The 22,972-nt window shown below is 60.3% G+C and carries 19 protein-coding genes; 13 read left to right on the top strand and 6 right to left on the bottom strand.

Translation table 11 applies throughout. The features are described 5' to 3' along the window. Positions 1-292 precede the first annotated feature (292 nt). From betI to yccS, 10 genes are all read left to right on the top strand, one after another. A complete protein-coding gene (gene betI, locus KZH41_RS28845; RefSeq protein ID WP_010207128.1) occupies positions 293-886 on the top strand; it encodes a transcriptional regulator BetI in 594 nt (197 codons plus the stop codon). 109 nt (positions 887-995) lie between these two features. Then, positions 996-2,468: a betaine-aldehyde dehydrogenase gene (gene betB, locus KZH41_RS28850; protein WP_094949545.1), complete on the top strand. Its 1,473-nt coding sequence runs from the start codon at positions 996-998 to the stop codon at positions 2,466-2,468. A 189-nt stretch (positions 2,469-2,657) separates the two neighbouring features. Further along, complete coding sequence (gene betA, locus KZH41_RS28855; RefSeq protein WP_263274120.1) at positions 2,658-4,361, top strand: choline dehydrogenase; 1,704 nt, start codon at positions 2,658-2,660, stop codon at positions 4,359-4,361. 215 nt (positions 4,362-4,576) lie between these two features. Continuing rightward, positions 4,577-6,019, top strand: coding sequence for a TldD/PmbA family protein (locus tag KZH41_RS28860; protein WP_263274121.1), 1,443 nt, complete (start codon positions 4,577-4,579; stop codon positions 6,017-6,019). Then, on the top strand, positions 6,019-7,335 hold the full coding sequence (locus tag KZH41_RS28865) for a TldD/PmbA family protein (protein ID WP_263274122.1): 1,317 nt from the start codon (positions 6,019-6,021) through the stop codon (positions 7,333-7,335). The genes KZH41_RS28860 and KZH41_RS28865 overlap by 1 nt, the downstream gene beginning before the upstream one ends. A gap of 310 nt (positions 7,336-7,645) precedes the next feature. Continuing rightward, positions 7,646-8,548 (top strand): alpha/beta fold hydrolase, encoded by a 903-nt coding sequence (locus KZH41_RS28870; RefSeq protein WP_094949549.1) that lies wholly within the window; start codon positions 7,646-7,648, stop codon positions 8,546-8,548. A gap of 36 nt (positions 8,549-8,584) precedes the next feature. Then, the gene (gene mdtD / locus KZH41_RS28875; protein ID WP_263274123.1) at positions 8,585-10,012 is read left to right on the top strand and encodes a multidrug transporter subunit MdtD; all 1,428 of its coding nucleotides are present in this window, start codon (positions 8,585-8,587) and stop codon (positions 10,010-10,012) included. Positions 10,013-10,142: 130 nt separating this feature from the next. After that, complete coding sequence (dbpA, locus tag KZH41_RS28880; RefSeq protein ID WP_240995367.1) at positions 10,143-11,480, top strand: ATP-dependent RNA helicase DbpA; 1,338 nt, start codon at positions 10,143-10,145, stop codon at positions 11,478-11,480. Between the two features lie 189 nt (positions 11,481-11,669). Further along, complete coding sequence (locus KZH41_RS28885; RefSeq protein ID WP_094949551.1) at positions 11,670-12,848, top strand: NAD(P)/FAD-dependent oxidoreductase; 1,179 nt, start codon at positions 11,670-11,672, stop codon at positions 12,846-12,848. 205 nt (positions 12,849-13,053) lie between these two features. Beyond that, positions 13,054-15,237 carry a YccS family putative transporter gene (gene yccS, locus KZH41_RS28890; RefSeq protein WP_263274124.1) on the top strand — a complete coding sequence of 728 codons (2,184 nt, stop codon included), beginning with the start codon at positions 13,054-13,056 and terminating at the stop codon, positions 15,235-15,237. An 87-nt stretch (positions 15,238-15,324) separates the two neighbouring features. Here yccS and KZH41_RS28895 read toward each other — a convergent pair whose 3' ends face one another. Beyond that, positions 15,325-16,062, bottom strand: coding sequence for a substrate-binding periplasmic protein (locus KZH41_RS28895; protein ID WP_263274125.1), 738 nt, complete (start codon positions 16,060-16,062; stop codon positions 15,325-15,327). Positions 16,063-16,261: 199 nt separating this feature from the next. Between KZH41_RS28895 and KZH41_RS28900 the strand changes: the two genes are divergently transcribed. Further along, positions 16,262-16,714: a GNAT family N-acetyltransferase gene (locus tag KZH41_RS28900; RefSeq protein ID WP_094949101.1), complete on the top strand. Its 453-nt coding sequence runs from the start codon at positions 16,262-16,264 to the stop codon at positions 16,712-16,714. Between the two features lie 114 nt (positions 16,715-16,828). Here KZH41_RS28900 and KZH41_RS28905 read toward each other — a convergent pair whose 3' ends face one another. From KZH41_RS28905 to KZH41_RS28915, 3 genes are read right to left on the bottom strand one after another with little or no spacing between them, the layout of a single operon-like run. After that, positions 16,829-17,125 (bottom strand): winged helix-turn-helix domain-containing protein, encoded by a 297-nt coding sequence (locus tag KZH41_RS28905; RefSeq protein WP_094949102.1) that lies wholly within the window; start codon positions 17,123-17,125, stop codon positions 16,829-16,831. Between the two features lie 19 nt (positions 17,126-17,144). Then, entirely contained in the window at positions 17,145-17,645 is a 501-nt protein-coding gene (locus KZH41_RS28910; protein ID WP_094949103.1) for a M48 family metallopeptidase, read from the bottom strand. 42 nt (positions 17,646-17,687) lie between these two features. Further along, on the bottom strand, positions 17,688-19,793 hold the full coding sequence (locus tag KZH41_RS28915; protein WP_263274127.1) for a putative bifunctional diguanylate cyclase/phosphodiesterase: 2,106 nt from the start codon (positions 19,791-19,793) through the stop codon (positions 17,688-17,690). A gap of 310 nt (positions 19,794-20,103) precedes the next feature. Between KZH41_RS28915 and KZH41_RS28920 the strand changes: the two genes are divergently transcribed. Next, positions 20,104-20,769, top strand: coding sequence for a polysaccharide lyase family 7 protein (locus KZH41_RS28920; protein ID WP_094949105.1), 666 nt, complete (start codon positions 20,104-20,106; stop codon positions 20,767-20,769). 173 nt (positions 20,770-20,942) lie between these two features. Here KZH41_RS28920 and KZH41_RS28925 read toward each other — a convergent pair whose 3' ends face one another. Together KZH41_RS28925 and KZH41_RS28930 are read right to left on the bottom strand one after the other, a co-directional pair. Further along, on the bottom strand, positions 20,943-21,395 hold the full coding sequence (locus KZH41_RS28925) for a hypothetical protein (protein ID WP_263274128.1): 453 nt from the start codon (positions 21,393-21,395) through the stop codon (positions 20,943-20,945). Between the two features lie 191 nt (positions 21,396-21,586). Beyond that, positions 21,587-22,009, bottom strand: coding sequence for a hypothetical protein (locus tag KZH41_RS28930; protein ID WP_406978791.1), 423 nt, complete (start codon positions 22,007-22,009; stop codon positions 21,587-21,589). A gap of 627 nt (positions 22,010-22,636) precedes the next feature. Between KZH41_RS28930 and KZH41_RS28935 the strand changes: the two genes are divergently transcribed. Next, positions 22,637-22,930: a fructose-bisphosphate aldolase gene (locus tag KZH41_RS28935; RefSeq protein WP_094949107.1), complete on the top strand. Its 294-nt coding sequence runs from the start codon at positions 22,637-22,639 to the stop codon at positions 22,928-22,930. The last annotated feature ends 42 nt before the right edge of the window (positions 22,931-22,972 follow it).

Here is a 22,972-nt window from a genome sequence, read left to right on the forward strand (position 1 = left end):
AACGGTTATCCCGGGACATCGATTTTTCGGCAGTCGACGGACGGGTGTTATAAAGACACCCCGAAAATTCTTGAGCCCCGCCGAAGCGGTGGCAGGCCCTGATATGGCCGGTTTCAAGGATTTTTGCAGGTGTCAGAGGCTGCTGCTCACAGGTAGGAAATATCTGTAGGGAGCGACCATTTGTCGCAGATCTTATTCTTTGTTGATTGAACGTTCAATCAAAACAAAATAGACTGGCCTTCAAGCCGACGGACGTTTATCGCCCACCGGCAGGCCTAAGGAGAGGTGCTACATGCCCAAGGTCGGTATGCAACCCATACGCCGCCAGCAGTTGATCGAAGCCACCTTGACGGCCATCGATCAGGTTGGGATGGGAGATGCCAGCATTGCGCTGATCGCCCGTTTGGCCGGTGTCTCGAACGGCATCATCAGTCACTACTTTCAGGACAAGAACGGCCTGATCGCCGCAACGATGCGGTACTTGATGAATGTGCTGATCGAGAACGTCCACGAACGCAGGCTTGCGCTGAAGGACGACAGCCCACGGGCGCACCTTCGGGTGATCATCGAGGGCAACTTCGACGCCAGCCAGGTCAACGGACCGGCAATGAAAACCTGGCTGGCCTTCTGGGCCACCAGCATGCATCACCCGTCATTGCACAGGTTGCAGCGGATCAACGATCAACGTCTGTATTCCAACCTGTGCTGCCAGTTCCGCCGAGTGCTACCGCTGCCGCACGCACGCAAAGCAGCCAGAGGCCTGGCGGCCCTGATCGACGGTTTGTGGTTGCGCGGCGCCCTGTCGGGAGACGCTTTCGACACGGAGCAGGCGCAACGGATCGCTTACGAATACATGGATTTCCAATTGGCCAAGCAGGTGAGTTAGAGCACACATAAACGCTCAACCCCTGAACGTCTGCCGCTCAGTGTTGCCAGAACACCATGGCCCACTGGCGGCGGGTAACGCCAACCACTTATGCACTTGCGAGGACTTTATGGCCCGTTTCGAACTGCAAAAACTCTACATTGACGGCGGCTACAGCGACGCTGGCAGCGATGCCACCTTCGAAGCCATCAACCCGGCTAACGGTGAAGTTCTCGCCCAAGTGCAACGCGCCACGAAGGAAGACGTTGAACGTGCCGTGGTCAGCGCTGAAAAAGGCCAGAAAATCTGGGCTGCGATGACCGCCATGGAGCGTTCGCGCATCCTGCGCCGTGCCGTCGACATCCTGCGTGAGCGCAACGACGAGCTGGCCGCGCTGGAAACCTTGGACACCGGTAAAGCCTTCTCCGAAACCCAATACGTCGACATCGTCACCGGCGCTGATGTGCTGGAATACTACGCAGGCCTGGTGCCAGCCATCGAAGGCGAGCAGATCCCACTGCGCGACACTTCGTTCGTCTACACCCGCCGCGAGCCGCTGGGCGTGGTTGCCGGTATCGGCGCGTGGAACTACCCGATCCAGATCGCCCTGTGGAAATCCGCACCGGCCCTGGCCGCCGGTAACGCGATGATCTTCAAGCCGAGCGAAGTCACCTCGCTGACCACCCTGAAACTGGCTGAAATCTACACCGCAGCCGGCGTTCCGGATGGCGTGTTCAACGTCCTGACCGGCAGCGGCCGTGAAGTCGGCACTTGGCTGACCGAGCATCCGCGCATCGAGAAAGTCTCGTTCACCGGCGGCACCGACACCGGCAAGAAAGTCATGGCCAGCGCTTCGAGCTCCTCGCTCAAAGAAGTGACCATGGAACTGGGCGGCAAGTCGCCACTGATCGTGTTCGAAGACGCCGACCTGGATCGTGCGGCCGACATCGCGATGATGGCCAACTTCTACAGCTCCGGTCAGGTCTGCACCAACGGCACTCGCGTGTTCGTGCCTAAGCACCTGCAAGCGGCCTTCGAAGCCAAGATCGTTGAGCGTGTTGCGCGCATTCGCGTTGGCGACCCGCAAGACGAGAACACCAACTTCGGCCCGCTGGTCAGCTTCGCCCACATGGAAAGCGTGCTCGGCTACATCGCCAAAGGTAAGGAAGAAGGCGCCCGCGTCCTGTGCGGCGGCGACCGTCTGACCGACGGTGCATTCGCCAAAGGCGCCTACGTGGCCCCGACCGTGTTCACCGATTGCACCGACGAAATGACCATCGTCCGTGAAGAAATCTTCGGCCCAGTGATGAGCATCCTCACTTACGAGACCGAAGAAGAAGTGATCCGCCGCGCCAACGACACTGACTTCGGCCTCGCTGCCGGCTTGGTCACCAAAGACCTGAACCGCGCTCACCGCGTGATTCATCAGCTGGAAGCGGGTATCTGCTGGATCAACGCCTGGGGCGAATCCGACGCCAAGATGCCGGTCGGTGGCTACAAGCAATCCGGTGTGGGCCGTGAGAACGGCATCAGCTCGCTGAACAACTTCACCCGCATCAAATCGGTACAGGTAGAGCTGGGCGACTACGCCTCGGTGTTCTAAAGCCAAGCGGATTGGCCTCTGTGGCGAGCGGGCTTGCCCCGCGTTGGGCTGCGAAGCAGCCCCATTCCAGCCACCGCAGTCTTTCAGATAGAACTCGATCGCTGAATTTGCGACTGCTGCGCAGTCGAACGGGGGAAAAGCCCCCTCGCCACAAAAAACAGCCTGAACCAACTTTTACGAGGGCGCATTATGTCCCAAGAATACGATTACATCATTGTGGGTGCCGGCTCCGCCGGTAACACCCTGGCGACCCGTCTGACCGAAGACGAAGGCGTCACTGTTTTGCTGCTGGAAGCCGGTGGCCCAGACTACCGTTTCGACTTCCGTACCCAAATGCCGGCCGCCCTGGCGTTCCCGCTGCAAGGCCGCCGCTACAACTGGGCCTACGAAACCGACCCAGAGCCACATATGGACGGCCGCCGGATGGAATGCGGTCGCGGCAAGGGCCTCGGCGGTTCCTCGCTGATCAACGGCATGTGCTACATCCGCGGCAACGCGATGGACTACGACAACTGGTCGAAACTGCCAGGCCTGGAAAACTGGTCCTACCTCGACTGCCTGCCGTATTTCCGTAAGGCCGAAACCCGCGACATCGGCCCCAACGATTACCACGGTGGCGACGGCCCGGTCAGCGTGACCACGCCTAAAGCCGGCAACAACCCGCTGTTCCACGCGATGGTTGAAGCTGGCGTACAAGCCGGTTACCCGCGCACCGACGACTTGAACGGCTACCAGCAAGAAGGCTTCGGCCCGATGGACCGTACCGTCACGCCTAAAGGCCGTCGCGCCAGCACCGCTCGCGGTTACCTGGACACGGCTAAAAAGCGTTCGACACTGACCATCGTCACCCACGCCCTGACCGACAAAGTGCTGTTCGAAGGCAAGCGTGCCGTTGGCGTGCGCTACCTGATCGGCGCCGCCGAAGAGCGCGTTGAAGCCCGTGCGCGTAAAGAAGTGCTGGTGTGCAGCGGCGCAATCGCTTCGCCGCAACTGCTGCAACGCTCCGGTGTGGGCCCGGCCAAACTGCTGGAAAGCCTCGACATCCCGGTGGTCCACGACCTGCCAGGCGTCGGCGAAAACCTGCAGGACCACCTTGAGCTGTACCTGCAATACGCCTGCACCCAACCGGTGTCGCTGTACCCGTCGCTGCTCTGGTACAACCAGCCGGCCATTGGTGCCGAATGGCTGTTCAACGGCACCGGCATCGGCGCCAGCAACCAGTTCGAAGCGGGCGGTTTTATCCGTACCCGTGAAGAATTCGATTGGCCGAACATCCAGTACCACTTCCTGCCGGTCGCGATTAACTACAACGGCAGCAACGGTGTGAAAGAGCACGGTTTCCAGGCGCACATGGGTTCCATGCGTTCGCCAAGCCGTGGCCGCGTGCAATTGAAGTCGAAGAACCCACGGGACTACCCGAGCATCCTCTTCAACTACATGGCCACCGAGCAAGACTGGCAGGAATTTCGCGACGGCATCCGCCTGACCCGCGAAATCATGCAGCAGCCGGCACTGGACCAATACCGTGGCCGCGAAATCAGCCCGGGTATTGACGTGCAAACCGATGAGCAGCTGGACAAGTTCATCCGCGAACACGCCGAAACCGCGTTCCACCCGTCCTGCTCGTGCAAGATGGGCGACGACGAGATGGCTGTAGTGGATGGCGAAGGCCGCGTGCATGGCATGCAAGGCTTGCGTGTGGTCGATGCGTCGATCATGCCGATCATCACCACCGGTAACCTCAACGCGCCGACGATCATGATCGCCGAGAAAATCGCCGACAAGATCCGTGGCCGCAAGCCGCTGCCGCGCAGCACCGCCGACTACTACGTGGCCGGCGATGCGCCGCTGCGTGGCAAGCCGATGCGTGAAGTAGGCCCTACCGCGCAGTAACTGACGCACCGCGGTGCCTGTATCGCAGGCAAGCCAGCTCCCACAGTTGACCGAGTTCATCTGAACAACTCGGTCAACTGTGGGAACCGGGCTTGCCCGCGATGAGGCCCGACCCCACACCGCAAGTTCCCCGCCCTACACTTTCCTTGATCACCTCCCCGCCCCAGGCCTAATCTGTTGCCTGCCCGCGATGAGCCGCCCACAAGGAAGGCCCCATGTTCGACCAACACGCCACACTCAAAAAGCACTTCAGTGCCCTGCGCACCCGCGCCGAATTCTTCTCGCTGCGTTACGTGCGCGAATCCGGCCAATACCTGTCGGTACGCAAGAACGTCGCCGAGCCGCCACACCTGAACCACGATGAGGGCGCCATGCTCACCGTGCGCCTCAATGGCGTGGAAGCCTACGCCGCCACCCACGACATCTCCCTGGCCGGCCTGCAAGCCGCCCTTGAGCGCGCTGAACAGCAAGCCCAGCGGATATTGCCCCACGCCCTGCTCGACCTGCACACGCAGCCGGTGGCCAGCGACGTTGCCGACTACCTGTCGCCTGACCTTGACCAGCCCTTCCCCTCCTTAAGCGACTGCTACCAACTGTTGGGCGATGAGTCCGCCAGCGTGCCCAAGGACGAACGCCTGGTCAGCTGGGAAGTCAGCCTGGGCACCACCCACGTGGAACAGATCTACCTCAACAGTGCCGGTGCCGAGCTGCGTCAGGCCCAGCGCTTCGTCTACCCGGGCCTGAGCGTCACCGCGTTCGACGGCAACGACAGCCAGACTCGCACCCTGGGCGGCACCAACTTCGGCCAGCAAGGCAGCGCGAACGTGATTCGCCGCTTCGGCCTGGCCGGCGCCGCCCGCACAGTGGTCGATGAAGCCCTGCAACTGTTGCTCGCGCCAAACACACCCCACGGCCCGCGCGACCTGCTGCTGATGCCCGACCAGATGATCCTGCAGATCCACGAGTCCATCGGCCACCCACTGGAACTGGACCGCATCCTGGGCGATGAGCGCAATTACGCCGGCACCAGCTTTGTGAAAGCCAGCGACTTCGGCCACCTGCAATACGGCTCGCCGTTGCTCAACGTGACCTTCGACCCGGACATCCCCGAGCAACTCGCCAGCTACAGCCATGACGACGACGGCACCCGCGCCACCAAGCAGTTCCTGATCCGTGACGGCCTGCTGCTCAAGCCATTGGGCGGCGCGCTGTCGCAATTTCGCTCAGGCCTGGGCGGCGTCGCCAACAGCCGCGCGTGCAGCTGGAACCGCGCGCCGATCGACCGTATGGCCAACCTGAACATCGAGGCCGGCGACAAGACTCAGGCCGAGCTGATCAGCGGTATCGAGCACGGCATTCTGATGAGTACTAACCGCTCCTGGTCCATTGATGACGCGCGCAATAAATTCCAGTTCGGCTGCGAGTGGGGCCAACTGATCGAAAACGGCGAGCTCAAGGGCGTGGTGAAAAACCCCAACTACCGTGCCATTTCCGCGCAGTTCTGGCGCAAGCTCAGCGCCGTCGGCGATGCCAGCACCTTTAAGGTATTGGGCACGCCGAACTGCGGCAAAGGCGAACCTAACCAAGTGATCCGCGTGGGCCACGCGTCACCTGCGTGTGTGTTCAGTGATGTCGACGTATTTGGGGGAGATGCCTGATGAATAACTTTAAGGCACTGGTGCAATGGCTCAAGCAGGCCGTCACCGACAAGGAACAGTTTCACTTGGGTTATGCGGACGAATCCTCCGAGTTCGTGCGCTTCAACCACGCTCAGGTACGCCAAGCCGGCCAGGTGCAACAGGCCAGCCTGAACCTCAAGCTGATCAACGACGGCCGCCATGCGGACCTCGGCATTACCTTGGCAGGCTCCCCGGAACTGGACCGCCAGCGCCTCGCCGATGGCCTGCAACAATTGCGCGAAACCTTGCCCTTGCTGCCGCAAGATCCGTATTTGCTGCTTAATCACAACGCCTGGCAAAGCCACAACGAGCAGCTTCGGCCCTTACCGGAACTGGCCCAGGTGCTGGAAGACATCAGCCAGGCCGCCGCCGGCGTGGACTTGGTCGGCTTCTATGCCGCAGGCCCGATCAGCCGTGGCTTCGCCAGTTCGGACGGCGCGTTTGGCTGGCATCAGGCCAACAGCTTCAATTTCGATTTCAGCCTGTTCCACGCCAATGGCGAAGCGGTTAAAGCCAGCTACGCCGGGCACACCTGGAACAGCGCCGAGTTTGCCGCACGCTTGCAGCAAGCGCGCGAACAGTTGGAATTTCTGGGTCGCCCTTTGCACAACCTGGCCCCCGGCCAATACCGCGCCTACCTCGCCCCGGCAGCGTTGGAAGAAATCATCGGCATCATCACCTGGGGCGGGTTTTCCGCCCAGGCTATCGCCAGCAAAGGCAGCTCGCTACAAAAGCTGTATGCCGGTGAGCAGTCGTTGAGCCCATTGGTAAAAGTCGATGAGCAGATCAGCGGCTCGCTGAGCCAGGCGTTTTCCACCGAAGGCTACCCGCGCGGGGATGTCACGCTGATTAACGCAGGCACCGCCTGCGGCCAGTTGATCAACTCGCGCAGCGCCGCCGAATACGGCCTGAGCACCAACGGCGCCAGCAGCGACGAGTCGCCCAGCGCCTTGCAGATGGCCGCAGGCAGCCTGGCCCAGGCCGATATCCTCAAGCAGTTGGGCACTGGGCTGTACATCAGCAACCTGTGGTATTTGAACTACTCGGACTTGCCCGCAGCACGCCTGACCGGGATGACGCGCTTCGCCACGTTCTGGGTGGAAGACGGCGAGATCAAGGCGCCGGTGAGCACCATGCGTTTTGATGACAGCGTCTATAGCCTGCTCGGTTCGCAGCTTGAAGCGCTGACCGCTGAGCGGGAGCTGTTGTTGTCGGCCAGTACGTACAGCCAGCGCAATACGGCGTCCAATCTGTTGCCGGGCGCGTTGGTAAAACGCCTGACCCTCACCCTGTAAACACAAAACCCAATGTGGCAACTGGCTTATGTGGGAGCTGGTTTGCCTGCGATGTAGATACCTCGGTGTGTCAGTAGGACCGCCGTGATGCCATCGCAGGCAAGCCAACTCCCACACTGCTCTATGTTCGTTTCTGCCCCCCCGCTTCACCCCTTCCTACCGCAAAATCCCATCTCACACTTCTCCCCGTGCGGCCGGTTGTCGCCCGCAAAAAACCTCGTTATAACGGTTAGTGGCATCCCGCCACCAACCCCACGTGCCCGCACGTGATGCATGACCTTGCCTGGATTGGGCAAGCTGGAGCGTTGACATGGACCATGGAAGTTTTGTCATTGAAAAGCTTTACAAGCACTACAACGTGCACGTAGAGCAGCTAGGTAAGCATTCACAAGAGCATCCGGAAAAAAAAACAGTGCTGATGGTCAACGGAGCGCTGTCCACCACCCGCTCCTTCGCCCGCACCAGCAAATGCCTGGCGGAACACTTCAACGTGCTGCTGTTCGACCTGCCGTTCTCCGGCCTTTCGCGCGAGCACAACACCGACCTTGACCTGGTGACCAAGGACGACGAGGTGCAGATCCTGCGCGCGCTGGTGGAGCGCTTCCAGGTCAACCACTTGGTATCAGCCTCGTGGGGCGGCATCTCCACATTGCTGACCCTGGCGCACAACCCGCCCTCCATCGAAAGCTCGGTGGTGATGGCCCTGGCACCCAACCTCAACCAGGCCATGCTCGATTATGTGGAGCGCGTGCGCGTGCTAATTGAGGCCGATGACAAGTCCGCCGTCGGCCATTTGCTCAACGAAACAGTCGGCAAATACCTCTCGCCCCGCCTCAAGCGCAATAACCACCGGCACCTGTCGAGCATGGCCACCAACGAGTACCGCCAAGCGCGCTTTCATATCCACCAGGTGCTGGGCCTGGGCGATGGCAACTACCTGCCGGCGCTCGCGCAGATCGAAACCCCGGTGCATTTCCTCAACGGTACGTTGGATGAGTACACCCCGGCTGCCGAAGCCCAACTGTTCAAAAAGTACGTCGGTCGCAGCAGCTTCGCCGTCGCCGAACACACCGGCCACTTACTCGACCTTGAGTCCCGCGAGGCGGCGCTGGCGGTGCACCGAGCGCTGTTGGATTTCCTCGTCGGAGAGCACGCGACATTGTCAGACTTAGACGAACCGCCAGTGGGAAAAGGAGTAACGGAAGGCGCATAATCGCCGACACATAGCCTGCTAACAAAAAGGTAGCTCATGCCCAATCGTGCCCCTCTCGATGCCAAGACCGCCCGCTGGCTCCCCTGGGTGGTGGCGATTGCCTTCTTCATGCAGTCGCTGGATGGGACGATTCTCAACACGGCACTGCCGGCCATGGCCCGGGACCTCGCGGAAAACCCGCTGCGCATGCAAGGGGTGGTGATCGCCTACATGCTCACCGTCGCCTTGCTGATCCCTGCGTCGGGCTGGGTCGCCGACCGCTTCGGCACCAAGAAAATCTTCTTTGGCGCGATCATGCTGTTCAGCATTGGCTCACTGTTGTGCGCCCTGTCCAGCAGCTTGACCATGCTGGTGGGCGCGCGGGTCATCCAGGGCTTGGGCGGTGCGCTGATGCTGCCGGTGGGGCGCCTGGTCGTCTTACGCGCTTATCCGCGCTCCGAACTCGTGCGGATCATGGGCTTTATTACCATCCCCGGCCTGCTTGGCCCGTTGCTCGGCCCGACCCTGGGCGGCTGGATGGTGCAATACCTGACTTGGCACTGGATCTTCCTGATCAACCTGCCGGTGGGCATGATCGGTTGCTACGCCGTGTGGAAACTCATCCCCGACCTGCGCGGCAGCGAGCGCACACGTTTCGACAGCGTGGGGTTTGTGCTGTTTGGTGCGGCGATGGTGCTGATCACCATCGCCATGGAAGGCCTGGGCGAACTGCACCTGCCGCATTTGCGCGTGATGTTGCTGCTGTTCGGCGGGCTGGCGTGCCTGGCGGCGTACTGGCTGCGCGCCGGGCATATCGATAACCCGCTGTTTTCGCCGGTGCTGTTCAAGACCCGCACCTTTGCCGTGGGCATTCTCGGCAACCTGTTTGCGCGCCTCGGCAGCGGCGCCCTGCCGTTCCTGGTGCCGCTGCTGTTGCAGGTAGCGCTGGGGTACTCGCCATCGCAAGCCGGGATGAGCATGCTGCCGCTGGCGGCGGCGGCGATGTTTGCCAAGTCAGTCGCCCGGCCACTGATCGAGCGCCTGGGATACCGCATCGTGCTGACCGGCAATACGCTGGCACTGGGTATCATGCTGGCGAGCATGGGCCTGGTCAGCGAGCACACGCCTTATCCGCTTCTACTGGGGATGCTGGCGGTACTGGGGGCGATCAACTCCTTGCAGTTCACCGCGATGAACACCGTCACCCTGATCGACCTCGACGACGCCCAGGCCAGCAGCGGCAACAGTTTGCTCTCGGTGGTGGCGCAATTGTCCCTGAGCCTGGGCGTGGCCTGTGCCGGTGCGTTGCTCGGCGGCTTTACCGCTGAAGCGGGTAACGATGGCGTGGAAAGCGTGCTCGGCGCATTCCAGTTGACCTTCCTCACCGTGGGCATCATGGCCATGCTGGCGGCGGCGATCTTCCTGCAACTGTCGCCAACGGACGGCAAACGCGTGGTCAGCCGCGAGCACGACATCGAGCATTAACAGGCTTCTCGTCTAGAACTTGCAGGGAAATCCCCACGAGACTGGTACACTGCGCGACATTTTGTTTTGCAGAGCCAGTCCCGTGACTACCATCGCCACCGCTTTTAATACTTTGCCGCTCTCCGCCGCCATGCTGGCTAACCTCGACTCGCTGGGTTATGTCGAGATGACGCAGATCCAGGCGCAAAGCTTGCCGGTGATCCTCAAAGGGCTGGACCTGATTGCCCAGGCCAAAACCGGCAGCGGCAAGACCGCCGCCTTCGGCATCGGCCTGTTGAACCCGATCAACCCGCGCTACTTCGGCTGCCAGGCCCTGGTGATGTGCCCGACGCGTGAGCTGGCCGACCAAGTCGCCAAGGAAATCCGTCGCCTGGCGCGTGCCGAAGACAACATCAAGGTGCTGACCCTGTGTGGCGGCGTGTCCCTCGGCCCGCAGATCGCCTCGCTGGAACACGGCGCCCACGTCATCGTCGGCACCCCGGGCCGCATCCAGCAGCACCTGCGCAAAGGTTCGCTGGTGCTGGACGGCTTGAACACGCTGATCCTCGACGAAGCCGACCGCATGCTCGACATGGGCTTCTACGACGCCATCGAAGACATCATCAGCAAGACCCCGGCGCGCCGCCAGACCCTGCTGTTCTCGGCCACCTACCCGGTGAGCATCAAGCAGCTGGCCTCGAAATTCATGCGCGCCCCACAGCAAGTGAAGGCCGAAGCGTTCCACTCCGACGACCAGATCGAGCAGCGCTTCTACGAGATTTCTCCGGAAGAGCGCATGGACGCCGTGACCAAGGTACTGGCGCATTTCCGTCCAGCCTCTTGCGTGGCGTTCTGCTTCACCAAGCAGCAAGTGCAGGAAACTGTGGACCACCTGACGTCCAAGGGCATTTCCGCCGTCGGCCTGCATGGCGACCTGGAACAGCGCGACCGCGACCAGGTACTGGCGATGTTCGCCAACCGCAGTACCTCGGTACTGGTAGCCACCGACGTGGCCGCGCGTGGTTTGGACATTGACTCGCTGGACATGGTGATCAACGTCGAACTGGCCCGTGACTCGGAAATCCACATTCACCGTGTAGGCCGTACTGGCCGCGCCGGTGAGACCGGCCTCGCCATCAGCTTGGTGGCGCCGTCCGAAGCGCACCGCGCCCAGGCCATCGAGCAGCTGCAGAAATCGCCGTTGAACTGGGACCAGTTGGACAACCTCAAGCCTCAGAGCGGCGGCCCGTTGCTGCCGGTGATGAGCACCCTGTGCATCGCCGCCGGCCGTAAAGACAAGGTTCGCCCGGGCGACATCCTCGGCGCCTTGACCGGTGATGCCGGCATCCCCGGTGCCCAGGTCGGCAAGATCGCGATCTTTGACTTCCAGGCCTTCGTGGCCGTGGAGCGCGGGATCGCCAAGCAGGCGCTGCAGCGCTTGAATGACGGCAAGATCAAAGGCCGTTCGTTGCGCGTGCGGATCCTGTAAAGATCTCAAGCTATACAGAGATCTAAATGTGGGAGCGGGCTTGTGTGGGAGCTGGCTTGCCTGCGATAGCATCACCTCGGTGTACCTGGCATACCGAGGTGCCTGCATCGCGGGCGAGCCCGGCTCCCACACAAGCCCGCTCCCACATTTGACTGTATTCCAATTCAGAATTTGTATGAGGACACCGTTTTGCGCTCGACCGAAGTTGTGATCATTGGCGCCGGCGCCGCAGGTTTGATGTGCGCGCTGACCGCCGCCGGGCGTGGGCGCAAGGTGATGTTGATCGACCACGCGAACAAGGCCGGCAAAAAGATCCTGATGTCCGGCGGTGGCCGCTGCAATTTCACCAATATGTACACCGAGCCTGCCAACTTCCTCTCGCACAACGCCCACTTCTGCAAGTCCGCCCTGGCCCGCTACACCCAGTGGGATTTCATCGGGCTGGTGGCCAAGCACGGCGTGCCGTATCACGAGAAGAAGCTCGGCCAACTGTTCTGCGATAACAAATCCAGCGACATCCTCGGCATGCTGCTGGATGAATGCATTCAAGTTGGCGTGAGCATGCACTTGGACACGTCGGTCCAGGAGATTGCCAAGCTGGACGCCGGTTATCAGTTGCAAACAACGTTGGGTGAACTGCGCTGCGAGTCTTTGGTAATTGCCACGGGCGGCCTGTCGATCCCGACCTTGGGCGCTACCGGGTTTGGTTATCAAGTGGCCAAGCAGTTCGGCCATGAACTGCTGCCGACCCGCGCAGGATTGGTGCCGTTCACCATCACCGACCAGCTCAAGGACTTGTGTGGCGAGCTGTCCGGCACCTCGGTGGACTGCCTGGTCAGCTGCAACGACCAAAGCTTTCGCGAGAACATCCTGTTTACCCACCGCGGCCTGAGCGGGCCGGCGATTCTGCAGATCTCCTCGTACTGGGAAACCGGCGACACCGTGGAAATCAACCTGCTGCCCGACCACGACGCCCACGCCTGGCTGCAACAGCAACAGGTCGAGCGCCCCAATAGCGAGTTGAAAACCCTGCTGGGTGAGATCTTCACCAAGAAGATGGCCAACCTGCTGGCGGAAACCTGGTTTGTGTCCAAGCCGATGAAGCAGTACACCCACGCCGAAATCGCCGATATCGCGCAAAAACTCGGCAGCTGGCAACTGGTGCCGGCCGGCACTGAAGGCTATCGCACGGCCGAGGTGACGTTGGGTGGGGTGGATACGCGCGAAGTGTCGTCCAAGACCATGGAGTCGCTGAAAAGCCCGGGGTTGTACTTCATCGGTGAAGTGCTGGATGTGACCGGCCACTTGGGTGGGTTCAACTTCCAGTGGGCGTGGGCTTCGGGCTACGCGGCTGCGCAATACGCCTAAAGGTGTACGCGGTCAAAATGTGGGAGCTGGCTTGCCTGCGATAGCGGTGGTGAATCCAACATCGCTAGCGCAGGCAAGCCAGCGCCCACATTGCTTTTGTGGTGTGCTTGGAAGTTATTTTGCGCAATTGATGTGATCGCTACGCTTGCCGTGGCGTCCTTGATAGCTCAATTTAACGGCATCGTCCCGGAAGACACCAGACTTCATGTCATCGACCTCGTTCAAGCAGTCCATGCGGCGCCTGTGGGCGCTGGATAAATTCAGTTACAGCGTGCGGGTATTCATCGCCCTCACCGGCAGCATGGCGCTGTGCTGGTATCAGGATGAAATGACGCTGCTCATCCCGCTGTTCCTGGGGATTATCGCCAGCGCCCTGGCCGAGACCGATGACAGTTGGCAAGGCCGCCTCAATGCCCTGGCGGTGACGCTGGTGTGTTTCAGCATCGCCGCGCTGTCGGTGGAACTGCTGTTCCCTTACCCCTGGATCTTCGCGATCGCTCTGGCCCTGGCCAGTTTCTGCCTGACCATGCTCGGGGCGCTGGGCGAGCGCTATGGTGCGATTGCCTCGGCGACGCTGATTCTGTCGGTGTACACCATGATCGGTGTGGACCAGCGCGGTGGTGCCGTGTCTGATTTCTGGCATGAACCGCTGCTGCTGGTGGCCGGTGCCGCGTGGTATGGCGTGCTGTCGGTGCTGTGGCAGGTGCTGTTTTCCAACCAGCCAGTGCAGCAAAGCCTGGCGCGGCTGTTTCGCGAGCTGGGGCGTTACCTCAAGCTCAAATCATCGCTGTTCGAACCGATCCGTCAGCTGGACGTAGAAGCGCGCCGCCTGGAACTGGCCCAGCAAAATGGCCGGGTGGTGGCGGCGCTGAATGCGGCGAAGGAAATCATCCTGCACCGCGTCGGTAATGGCCGCCCAGGCTCCAAGGTCAGCCGCTACCTGAAGCTGTATTTCCTGGCCCAGGACATCCACGAACGCGCCAGCTCGTCTCACTACCCGTATAACGCCTTGGCCGATGCCTTCTTCCACAGCGACGTGCTGTTCCGCTGCCAGCGCCTGTTGCGCCAGCAAGGCAAGGCCTGCCAGACCTTGGGCGAGTCGATTCAACTGCGCCAGCCGTTCATTTACGACGACAGCTTCGCCGAAGCCCTCGGCGACCTGAATGCCTCGCTGGAACACCTGCGCGTCCAGAGCAACCCGGCCTGGCGCGGCCTGCTGCGCTCATTGCGCGCCCTGGCGGCCAACCTGTCGACACTCGACCGCCTGCTCGGCGACGCCAGCAACCCCGACGCACTCGCCGACGCCACCGACAGCAACCTGCTGGACCGCGCCCCGCGCAACCTCAAGGAAATGTGGACGCGCCTGCGCACGCAACTGACGCCGACCTCGCTGCTGTTCCGCCATGCCTTGCGCCTGGCCCTGGCGTTAACCATCGGCTACGGCACCTTGCATGCGATTCACGCCTCCCAGGGTTATTGGATCATCCTCACCACCCTGTTCGTCTGCCAGCCCAACTACGGCGCCACCCGGCGCAAGCTCGGCCAGCGGATCATCGGCACCGCCATCGGTTTGACCGTGGCCTGGGCGCTGTTCGACCTGTTCCCAAGCCCCGTGGTGCAATCGCTGTTCGCCATCGCCGCAGGGCTGGTGTTCTTTATCAACCGCACCACCCGCTACACCTTGGCCACGGCGGCGATCACCTTGATGGTGTTGTTCTGCTTCAACCAAGTGGGTGATGGCTACGGGCTGTTCCTGCCACGGCTGTTCGATACCCTGCTCGGCAGCCTGATCGCGGGCCTCGCGGTGTTCCTGTTCTTGCCAGACTGGCAAGGCCGCCGTCTGAACAAGGTGCTGGCCAACACCCTGACCTGCAACAGCATCTACCTGCGCCAGATCATGCAGCAATACGCCGCGGGCAAGAGCGACGACCTGGCCTACCGCCTGGCCCGGCGCAACGCCCACAACGCCGATGCGGCGCTGTCCACCACGCTGGCAAATATGCTGATGGAGCCGGGGCACTTTCGCAAAGAGGCTGACGTAGGCTTCCGTTTCCTGGTGCTGTCGCACACCTTGCTCAGTTACCTGTCGGGGCTGGGCGCGCACCGCGAGACGCAACTGCCGGCCGAGGTGCGTGAACATTTGATCGACGGCGCCGGTAACAGCCTGGCGGCGAGCATCGACGAGATCGCCACGGGGCTGGCCAACAAGCAGCCGGTTGCGATTCAGAGCGATGCTGAGGAAGCGTTGGCGGCGGAGCTGGAACAGATGCCGGATGAGATTGATGAAGGGCAACGGTTGGTGCAGACCCAGTTGGCGTTGATCTGCCGGCAGTTGGGGCCATTGCGCACGTTGGCGGCGCACCTGATCAAAGATACCAGCGCGGCCTAAATCGCTATCGCAGGCAAGCCAGCTCCCACATTGGAATGCGGTTACCTGTGGGAGCCGGGCTTGCCCGCGATGTGGCCCTCAAGCACCCTACATCCCGTGCGCCTTCATCAACCGCGCATAACTGCCATCGACCTTCATCTTGGCAATCTCCCGGTCGAAACTGGCGACAATTTGCTCATGCTCAGGGTTCTTCAGGCTGACCAGAATATGCAGGCTGTTCTCACTCAGCGGCTTGGGTAAAAACTCCACCGTATTGCGCACCCGGGGCGATTCGCGCGCCAGGTAATAGCGCGCAACATATTCATCTTCCAGCGTCAGCCTTACGCGCTGCGCCGCGAGCATGCGCACGGCCATGGCGAAGTTATGCACCGGCACTTTCTGCAACTGCGCATCCTGGTCGAAGGCCGCCGAGTAGGCATAACCGCGCACCACCGCGATGGGCTGGTCGTGCAGTTGTTCCAGGCTCTGATAATCGATGGGATCGTCGCGGCGCTTGATAAAGCGCACACGGTTCAACAGGTATTCCGCGGAAAACTGCCCCAATTGCGTGCGTGAATCGTCGTACCAGGCATTGACCAGCACGTCATAACGCCCGTCGCCCACGCCCATCAGCGCTCGCGCCCAGGGCACCTGTTCGAAATCACTGGCGTAGCCGGCGCGAGCCAAGGCGGTGCTGACGATATCGGTGGCCAACCCACCGTTGACCAAGGTGGCATCGGTGAACGGGGGCCAGGCATCCGCTACCAGGCGCAGACGTTGTGCGACCGCAGGCGTGGTCAGCAGCAACACTCCTATCAAAGCAACGGCACGAGAAAATCGCGGCATGCTTAAAGTCCTTGGCGGGCAGGCAGTGGCCTGATAACAGTAGCTCATCAATGAGCCTGTATTGCAGATTACACAAAGAACTCAGCGGGGATTGCACTGAATGATGGCAAATTGACGCCATTCACAAAAATGACGAATTTAGACAGGGGGGCCCGTCGCGCTTACTATCGGCAACAGCCATTAATTGAGAGAGCACACCATGACGGTTGATTGGGTCTGCAAGCATCACGATGACTTAGGCAAGGAACAGCTGTACGCCATTCTGCGTCTGCGCAGCGAGGTCTTTGTCGTTGAACAGCAGTGCGTTTACCTGGACCTCGACGGGCAGGACCTTTCGGGCGATACCCACCACTTGATGGCCTGGAAAGATGACGAACTGGTGGCCTACCTGCGCCTGCTGGACCCGCAGACCCAGGACGATGATGTGGTGATCGGCCGCGTGATCGTCGCGCCAGTGGCACGCGGCACCGGGCTGGGCCATCAGATGATGGAAGAGGCCCTCAAGCGCATTGAAGATATCTGGCCTGAGACGCCGATCTTTCTGTCAGCCCAGGCGCACTTGCAGGGGTATTACGCGCGGTATGGGTTTGTGGTGGAGGGTGAGCAATATTTGGAAGATGATATTCCACATATTGGTATGCGGCGCGCTTGAGCCCCTTTTCGCGAGCAAGCCCGCTCCCGCATTTAACCGTGTACACCCTTTGAAACGCGGTCGAATGTGGGAGCGGGCTTGCTCGCGAAAGCGTCAGCCCAATCACCGCCACATTCAGGGATAACCCAACACCTGCTTGATCCCCGCCAGGTTCGCCTCGATCCACTTCCGATCAATCGCCCCCCAACTGCGAATCCGATAGTGCCCGGCATGGTTGCGCGCACCGTCTTCCTGCTCGAACTCGCACACGATATCCAGGTCGGCCAGCGCGGCAATCGTGTCCTGCGCCGTGCGCCGAGGCATGCCGGTGGCGTCGGTCAACGCCGGGACGCTGCTGGCTTGCCCGCTGTCGATCAGGTACGCCACATACAGGCGGCGGTAGAAACTGCTTTTGGTCTTGCTCACGTCCATGCTTGATCGCCTACTGAGGTTAGGGCTTGCCCTGCAAGTCGCGATACGTGAGGTACACCCGCAGGTCGAATTCCACCTGATGGTAGCCGGGCATCATGTATTCGCAGAGTTTGTAGAACGCCTTGTTGTGGTCCGATTCCTTGAAGTGCGCCAGCTCGTGCACCACGATCATGCGCAGAAACTCCGGCGCCGCCTCCTTGAACAGTGCGGCAATACGAATCTCTTTCTTGGATTTGAGGTTGCCACCCTGCACCCGTGAAATCGTGGTGTGCAGGCCCAACGCGCGGTGAGTCAGGTCCAGGCGGTTGTCGAACAGCACTTTGTCGATGGCCGGCGCGTTACGCAGGTGTTCCTGCTTCAAGGCCAGGGCGTAGCTGTACAACGCCTTGTCACTCTGCACCGCATGGCGTTCGGGGTAACGTTGTTCCAGATAGGCGCCCAACTGGTCCTTGGCGATCATCTGGCGCACTTGTTCCTGAAGAGCTGCGGGGTAGGCCTGGAGGTATTTCAGCGCGGTCATGAGTTCAGCAACAAGGTTCGAATGGCCGCCAGTGTAGCGAATTCAAAGCGGCCCAGGGTGGGACCAATCGGCCATTTCCTCAGGCCGCAGCGGCTGCGCCGCCCACGGCCCCTGGATAAATGAGCAACCATTGGCCTTGAGCCACTGCGACTGTTCGAGGGTATCCACGCCCTCGGCGATCACCAGCACATCAAAATGCCCGCACAGCTGGATGATGCTACGGGCCATGGCCGCGTCCCGCATCGAGCCCGGCAGGCGCGCCACCAGTTGTGGGTCCAGCTTGAGCGTGTCGAACTCCAGGTCACGCAGGTGGGCCAGGGAACACTGCCCCAAACCAAAGTCATCCAGCGCGATACGCACGCCGACCTGACGCAATAATTTGAACTGCTTGTTGGTTTCTTCAAGGTTACTCATCAGGCTGTCTTCACTGATTTCCACCTCCAACTGCCGCCCCTGCAACCCATGTCGGTCGAGTACCTGCTGCAGCTGGCTGGCCAGGTTGGGCATGTTGAACTGGCTGCTGCTCAAGCTCACGCTCAGCACCAGCTCTTCATGGAAACTCGCTTGCCAGGCTTGCCGTTGGGCGGCGACTTGCTGGTAGATCCAGGCGCTCAACTGGCTGATCAGCCGCGCCTCTTCCAACAGCGGCAAAAACAGGCCCGGCGGCACATCGCCGACACTCGGGTGCTGCCAGCGCAGCAGCGCCTCGACGCCGCGCAAACGCCCGTCCTCCAGCGACACCTGGGGCTGGTACACCAAGGTGAAGTCCTTGTTCTGAATCGCGGTTCGCACGCTGTCTTCAAGCATCAGGCGCGAGCGGGCGCGGCCGTTCATTTCCTGATCGTAATAGCGATATTGCTGACGCCCCGCGCGCTTGGCTTCGTACATGGCGATGTCCGCCGCGCGCAGCAGGCCGTTCAAATCCGAGCCGCAGTCCGGGAAGGTCGCAATGCCGATACTGACACCGAGCATCACATCCAAACCGTCGACCTGCTGGCACACAGACACGCGCTCGATCAGTTTTTCCGAAATTTTCGCCGCCTGCTCCGGGAACTCCAGCTCTAGCAATGCAGTGAATTCATCCCCGCCCATGCGCCCGAGAATGTCGTAGGAACGCAGACACGCCTGCATCTGCTCCGAGACCCAGCGCAGCACCCGATCCCCAGCATCGTGGCCCAACGAGTCGTTGACCCGCTTGAAACCGTCGAGGTCCAGGTAGAGCAACACCAGCGACAACTCGTTACGCTCGCTGCGCAGCAGCATGTTCTCCACCGCCTGGTGGAAGCCACGCCGGTTCAGCAGCCCGGTCAACGGGTCGGTCACCGCCTGGAACTCCAGTTGCTGATGCAGGTGGCGCACCTCGGACATGTCCAGCACCGTCACCACCATGGCCTTCTGCTCGGCGGGCAAGGGCGCGCAGGACAACGCCACCGGCACCTGCTGGCCGCGACCGGTGCGCAAAATGGCGTCGTGCTGGCGCCACGTCTCACCCTTGCGATACGCCTCGTACATCGGGAAGCCCAGCCAGGCGGGCACATGGGGCTTTTGCAAGAAACTCAGGAAGCTCTCGCCCTGCAACTCCGCCATCGTGGCGTTAAGCAGCCGCGAAACTGCCGGGTTGGCGTACTCAATCACACTGCCCTCGCCCACCACCAGGATGCCTTCGGCGGCGTTGTCCAGTACCGAGGCATTGAAGGCTCGCGCGGATTCCAGGTCATGGCTCAAGCGCTGCAAGGCCCGGCGGTTACGCTGGTGCTCCAGCAGGGCTTGCACCTTGGGCTTGAGAATATGCGGGTCAAACGGTTTAAACAGGTAATCGATGGCGCCGCTGGCATAGCCTTCCAGCACCGCGGCGGGCGATTGGGCGTGGGCGGTCAGGAAGATAATCGGCGTCATGCGCGTACGTTGGCTGCCGCGCATCAGGCGGGCGACTTCGAAGCCGTCCATGCCGGGCATGCGCACATCCAGCAACACCAGGTCGATTTCGTGCGCCAGCAGCAGCTCCAAGGCTTCAAGCCCCGACGCTGCAGTCATCATGTGCCAATCTTCACGCTGCAAAAGCGCACGCATGCTGACGAGGTTCTCCGGGTAGTCATCGACCACCAAGAGTACCGAACTGCCATCGCCTGGGTGTGGAGCGCAATCCATGCTACGTCTCTTCCTTGAGGGGCTGCACCGGTCACTTCTGATATAAAAACCGGACAAACAATGAGGCCTCACTCTAGCCCCGGTTCCAAAAAAGCAGAAGTGACGTGGGTGCCATCATTGCGCCAAAGCCCTGGAAGCCGACTAACGGTCAAGCCCTACAGGCCACGGTTCATGGGAAACATGGCTTTTTGGCACTCCTCTGACGCCAATAAATTGCCAGTAATCGTTTAACAACCGGACGATCACCGCCTATAAAGAACCTGCAAGGCCCTCGGGCCAAAGCCTTCACCCTCTGTAAAAGGCCAACACCATGATCGACCTTTCCACCTGGAACCTGAGCATTCCGGTCGGCTCGCCGCCCGCGACCATCGACACGCCGAAACTGCTTAGCGGCTTCAAGGACCAATATTTCCAGGCCGAAGGCAGCAACGTGCAATTCTGGACACCGGTGACCGGTACCCGCACCGAAAACGCCGTTTACCCGCGCAGCGAACTGCGCGAAACCTACGCCGACGGGCGTTTGCGTAACTGGACCTACCCCGACGCCGACAACTTCCTGCGCGCCACCCTGGCCGTCAATCAGGTGCCCTCTTCCGGCAAAGTCGTGATCGGCCAGATCCACGCCTATGACAGCCAAAAACCGCTGATCAAACTGGAATACCAATTCAAGGAAAAAACCCAGACTGGCAACATCATCGCCAAGGTGCGCATGCGCCCGGATGAAGACGAAGGCCGCGTGATTATCGTGGCCTCCAATGTGCCGCTGGAGAAGAGCTTTACCTATGTGATCAACCTCAATAAGGCCGGCTTGCTGAGTGTGGAGGCCGCTGACGGGCAGTGGAATGAACGCATCGGTGCCGCGTGGGGCGCCAAACCGTTGTATTTCAAGGCGGGGGCGTATGTGCAAGACAACAGTGGGGACAATAAAGAAGGCGCGCGGGTGACATTTGCGAAGTTGGATATTGATCACGAGTAAGCCAGGCTTCAATCGACATAAGCCTCAACCTTTGAACCCAATGATCATTGCATAGCCGACCAACTGTGGGGCGGGCTTTCATCGCCCCCATAGGGGTTCGCATTACGTAAGCAGCCAAGTTCCAACAGGTCGATGTATCTCTACGTAATGGTTTGTTAGCCTGAACGTTATCATTACGGCGCTACCAACGTTATCTGTTTAGGCTGGAAAATATAGACCGTATTGGCGGCGTTTGATGTGAATGAAGCGTTGATTTCAATTAGGCCCGGCCCGAGCACTTGCATAGCGGGCATACCCACCAATGCACGCAGTGACCGGCCCTCACTGCCCGACAAAAAGGTGTATGAATAATTAAAAACCGCTGAAGGACTACCCGTTGTTAAATTTTGAATATCAATGTCCCATTTATCGCCAGGCTGTGGCGTAACGGGCAATGCAGTGGCGGGTACCGCCAGACCAAAGCCGCCCAAATATTGAAATCGAGCATAGGGCTTATTATATTTGGCGTAGGCAACGTTTGCTGGATTAACTGGATCAAAGCCCAGCTCATCTTCAAGCCTGTCCGTAAAAAAGTCCGAATAATATCCGTCAAGCGCTACTGAAAGTACGCGATATCTGGGCGGCATCCTGCACCTCACCTTGCGACCATGCTTAAACCCGGGTGGGTTATACGATGATCGTAGAGACCCGGCACTGAAAAACAACTGCCAAGTTTGACAGTTGATAAAACCAAATAATAAGCGCATGGCAGCCACGTTTTTAGTGACCTACCCTCCTCCTAAAGGAAGCCCTACCAACGCCTGCCAGTGACAGAAAGTTATTCAATGCATATCAACATGAAGCCCATCGATGAATCACCGGTAGGGTTATTATCGCCCACCTTGAGGGTCAAGACATTCACGTAGTTGATCGCTGGCACACTGCCCAACTTCGCATGACCATAGAAAACATGCTCAGTGGTACTGACATCGGTTACCGAGACCGAACAGAAGCGTGGCGGCTGTTTAAAGACGCCGGGCACGAAGCGGACTTTGTACTCCGAAAAGTAATCAGGCTGCGCAGTCAACTTTACCTCTTTCAGCCACTGGGGCGATTGCGCAGTGACCTGGCCTTTATCATCAATAGAGGCGGTAAATATCCGACTTTCCGCGTATGCAAAAGACCCTGCAGCTGCCAACGCCAGAATAACGCCAGCGGCTTTAATAAAACCCATCATCAACGCTCCATCATTGAACATCATCAAGGCCTCACCTTAAATGATCCAAGGCCGATAAAAGCGCACTTTCAATGACCTACCAATAAAACAGAAAGGCTGTAGCGCCGCCGGAACATCAACTTATTAGTATTCAGGACAGTTCCGACTGCAAACAACTCAGGAGCGTTTCGATTCGTAGGTAATGTCCGGCAAACCCAAGGACAATTCATGGGGTAATCCAACCTCTTAAACGCACCGCCAGTCCCTGTGGTAGCCCGGCTTGCCCGCGATGGCGGTGGATCAGCCAGTCTTTGCGGCGGCTGACACACCGCCATCGCGGGCAAGCCCGGCTCCCACAGTTGCCCTGCGTCGGTTGAGGGTTAAGTGCTCGTCCTACACGACCGTTGCGGCAAGCCAGATCGGCGCTTATAGTTCCCCCCGTCGCTGGCATTGAACAGCGATAGGGTTTCGCAGCCCTACAGAGTTAATTCCGCACCCGTCAAAACAGCCCTGGCGTTCCTGCCAATGGCCGTCTTGTTATGGCGGCTGTGCGTGGGAGACCTTCGGGTCTGCCGGGTCTTAACTCCTCGGTCTGCGAACCCGCGTACAGCTGCCACCCAATTTGTTTCGCAGCAAACGGTGGTCATTCTTCTACCGAGTTAAGGATTCACCATGACCCAACAACTGCCACCCCGCCGCTTCACCCCATGCACCGAAACCGCAACCGATTACCCCGTACTGTTAATCGACAGCGACGCCCCACTGCTTGAACTCCACGCCTGCCTGCGCGAACGCCTCAACGCCGCCCTCGAACACCTCAACCTGATCGCCTGCTCCAGCCTGCCGGACTTCGCCGAGCGTGACCTGAACAACGTGGCCAACACCGCGCGCATTCTGGTGCAGGACGTGAGTGATGTGTTCCGGGTGATTGAGCACCGCGGCTTCGATACACCTGACGCGGCCTGATCAAATCCCAGCCACAAAAAAGCCCGCATCGCTGCGGGCTTC

The sequence above is a fragment of the Pseudomonas sp. YeP6b genome (genome assembly GCF_025642995.1).
Classification (GTDB): Bacteria; Pseudomonadota; Gammaproteobacteria; order Pseudomonadales; family Pseudomonadaceae; genus Aquipseudomonas.